General features: G+C 39.5%; 2 protein-coding genes and 2 pseudogenes. 1 reads left to right on the top strand and 3 read right to left on the bottom strand.

Annotated elements, in window-relative coordinates:
- Positions 1–85, bottom strand: a pseudogene (locus AC19MV_RS22820) (Mobile element protein); the annotation flags it as partial.
- Positions 86–171: 86 nt separating this feature from the next.
- Positions 172–699 carry a DUF4287 domain-containing protein gene (locus tag AC19MV_RS22815; protein WP_498310023.1) on the bottom strand — a complete coding sequence of 176 codons (528 nt, stop codon included), beginning with the start codon at positions 697–699 and terminating at the stop codon, positions 172–174.
- Positions 700–1047: 348 nt separating this feature from the next.
- Here AC19MV_RS22815 and AC19MV_RS22810 point away from each other — a divergent pair, with 348 nt between their 5' ends.
- The gene (locus tag AC19MV_RS22810) at positions 1048–2373 is read left to right on the top strand and encodes a MipA/OmpV family protein (RefSeq protein WP_498310022.1); all 1326 of its coding nucleotides are present in this window, start codon (positions 1048–1050) and stop codon (positions 2371–2373) included.
- 219 nt (positions 2374–2592) lie between these two features.
- Here the strand turns inward: AC19MV_RS22810 and AC19MV_RS22805 are convergent.
- Positions 2593–3594 (bottom strand): annotated as a pseudogene (locus tag AC19MV_RS22805) (substrate-binding domain-containing protein).
- Positions 3595–3604: the final 10 nt, after the last annotated feature.

Raw genomic sequence — 3604 nt, 5'->3', positions numbered from 1 at the left:
AAAAAGCTTTGCGTACTACACGCGAGCAACAGTGATAATAAGGGGTATCTTCTAGACTAACGATTGTCTGTCTTGGTCTGGCCATCTTTAAATACCATTTAGCAGGGGGTAAATAAAGCGTAGTTTATTGTCTATTATTTCACCAACTATTTTGGGTGGCCATGTTAATTATTATGCTTTAGCCAACCATTCAATCAGTTCATTATCAACATCGGTTAGATGTTGTAACTGTATTCTATGAGTACACATAGTGCCAAATGGCCCGGAGTTTTCTAGGCGCCCTTGAACTGCCACCCCTTTCAGTTTCAAACCTAAATCTATTCTTTTTTTAGTGGCAGGTTTAATTAAAGCAAATTGGTTTTTTCTAATGATACTGACACTTGCTTTTTTAGGGGTAATGACAATATCGTCACCCAATTTTTGTAGGGTTGAAATCAATAAGTCATAAATGGGTTTAAGTGACTCTTTGCCACTATATTGATTTGATACTAACTTTTCAGGGGAGTCATTGTTGTCTTTTGCCAAGGTAACAATGGTATTAGCAAATCCATGTGTTACACCATGCTCTGTTTTCAAAAACTTTACAGCCTCAGAGTGTTTAACAAAATTTTCTTGTTTTAATATTTCAAACCACTCTGTTAATTTTTTACCTGTTTTTTCAGGCATATTATCAATCATCGTTTGCAGTGCTTGATCCATACTCTTCTCCTTTTGCTTCAAAACATAACACCTACCATGCAGAAAACACATTGTTATGCTGCCGTTGCATACTATCAGAGCTTAGCACTCCTAAAGCTTTCCCGTAATGAGCCACCCATTTTTCCTTTTAATGGGCCATCCATTGTTAATGAACTTTTTCATATTGAGCTATCCATTTTTATAATGATTTTACGGCAGTAAGGCAAAAGCAGGCGATTCTTCGACAGACCGAACAGGTGAATGGAGAGTTCCACAGCTGAGCACAACTCAGTTATTCCAAGGTAGGAGCTTGATTTTTGACTCATCTGTAGCATTCTATAGTTATGCCCCCACTGTCTGATGAAAATAATGACATTGTTTAAACGACTCAGCACCCTAGCACTTTCGGCATCACTCATATCACCTTTATGTCTCGCCGTGGAAAAAACCTCGCAAGAGCAGCCTAACTATAATACTGATAATTGGGGTATAGCTATCGGTATTCGTCGGGGCGATATTCCCTATGCAGTAGAAGAAGATGAAGTTTACGATGTGCTGCCACTATTGAAGTTTGAAAATGAATACATTTTTATCAATGGCATGGAAGGCGGCGTACATTTATGGCAACAAGGCGATCACCAGATTAATGCCTATACCCGCTTTCGCTTCGTCGATATACCAAAAGAGTTACAGAACCAATCTCAAGCTCAAGCCTTCGATTTTGGTTTGCAATATAAATTCAATCTCGGGCCATGGGAGGCTGATGTCGCATTATTATCAGACTCTTATAAGCGTGGCTATGTGTATTCGCGCACAAAATATCACTGGCAGCAAGGAGATTGGAAACTCACACCTTACGCAGAATTTCAATGGAAAAGCGATGATTTTAACCAGTATTATTATGGGTTAGAACAATATGACGTGGGCGGCGGTATTCAGGTTAACGCCGGACTAGAAGCGCGTTACCATTTGATCAGTAATCTGTATCTACTTGGTCAATTTGGCGTTGGGCGTTTAGAAGACAATGTATCGAATCTACCAACCATAGATAACGCTTATCAGTATGAATCATTTTTAGGTGTCGCTTTCTTCCCTGAACCTAGTAAAAAACACTATCACTCGGCGCCCCTTAGTGATGACAACGATGAGTTTTTAAGGCTTTCACACGGCTGGGCAACGCCGTCTAATCTCAACGAGATATTAAGCTGGAACACACGTTCTGACCGATACAATAATCAAATGAGTTCGTTGTTTTATGGTACTCGATTAACCAAAACTCTGTTTACCTTACCTATTGAGCTTTACTTTACTCCTGGCGTGGTATGGCATCACAGCTCTGCGGTGCAAAATGATTTAGCCGAGGGCGTCGTCGCGATTAAAGCATTTTATACATTCGAGCTAGGGCCGAGGTTTAGACTCGGTGTAGCAGAAGGACTCTCGTATGTCAGCAGCCTGACTTATATTGAAGGCTCTGAGATTGAAGAAAAAGGTTATACGCCATCAAAGTTACTGAACTATCTTGATTTTTCTCTCGACGTTAACATGGGCGATCTATTGGATAACTCGAATTTGCACAACATGTGGTTAGGTTATGCCATTCATCATCGCTCCGGGATTTTTGAAACAAGCTCTGCATTTGGTCGCATTAAAGGCGGTAGCAATTACCAAACGGTTTATGTTCAATGGCACTTCTAAACAGCATACACCCTCATTTTAAGTCATGGGATCTAAGTACATAAGGCAACATTGTGAGTGAGCACTGCTTAAAGGCTAAGCCAGCTTTTTATTTAAGCAAGCAAACGTAACAAGCCGTCTGTCTCTTAAATAAGCCATATATGGACGCTCCCAGTGAATAGAGATAATACTCGCGCACCGAATGCTTTTGGAACATGTAATTATTTGAATTTGGTAAAGTTAAAGATTTTTCAACTCCACACTCTTGGTACAGGTATCAAAGTTGTCTGGTGTGCAAATTGTAATTGGCGTGTAAATTATTTTCTCATATTTTTGTTCTGTGACAATCTTATGCAATGTCAAAATGGCTTGTCTGCCCATTTCATATGGGTTTTGACCAATATTGATATGAGCAAGATTATCTCCCAACATCGTTAATTGTTCAGAGGATGTATCAGTGATAACAATAATGACCTTGTTGTCATTAATTTTTGCCTGATACGGAGCAATCATTTGACGGTAAAGCACTTGGTCATTTTGCGGCCAACCACCTACTGCAATAAAGGAGTCTGCTTTTACAGGCTTACCTTTCAAAACCGATTCCATCTGCTTAACAGATCGTTCAAGTTGATCAAAATTAAAAAAAGGTTCTCTAACTTCGGTCCAACCCGAGTCGTTATTAAGCAATTCTCCGGGCGGTGCATCGTATTTTTTTCCGGATAATGCGGAACGGACTCCCAACAGTCTTAAATTCAAATTGGGAGAATCTGGTCGTCCAGATTGCATTATTAGTGTCCCCCCATTGGGCCGAAGTTTTTTTAACTCTTCACCTAATGATTTACCCAATTCAAAATTGTTAGTGCCTATATAGGCCAGGCGTAAATTATTAGGGTCTTCGTTGATTGAAGCATCAAAATCAGAGTCATAGGTAATAATTGGTACGCCTAATTCTTTCGCTCTCTTCAGACTATTTTTAACGAGATATTTAGATTGCGTAATGGCTACAGCAATACCATCTACGCCTTCATCAATCAGTTGATTTATTACCTAATCTTGCATCCTAACGTTACTTATATAGGGTCCCCGATAAATGCATTCCACGCCTTTTATTTGAGCGGCGGCATCTATACAGCCAGTTTTACTTTGCTCAAAAAAAACACTGTTAAATTTAGGTACCACAGCAAGCTTCAACTCTTTTCCATAGACAGAAGATATGGGGATGACACTAAAGACAATTAACAATACGAGTAAT

The sequence above is a fragment of the Shewanella sp. MF05913 genome (assembly GCF_059758095.1).
This window is presented reverse-complemented; position numbering and strand designations above follow the sequence as displayed.

Bases quoted from the DNA above. Each gene is read 5' to 3' on its own strand.
- AC19MV_RS22815 (WP_498310023.1), bottom strand. From the start codon at position 699: ATGGATCAAGCACTGCAAACGATGATTGATAATATGCCTGAAAAAACA.
- AC19MV_RS22810 (WP_498310022.1), top strand. From the start codon at position 1,048: ATGACATTGTTTAAACGACTCAGCACCCTAGCACTTTCGGCATCACTC.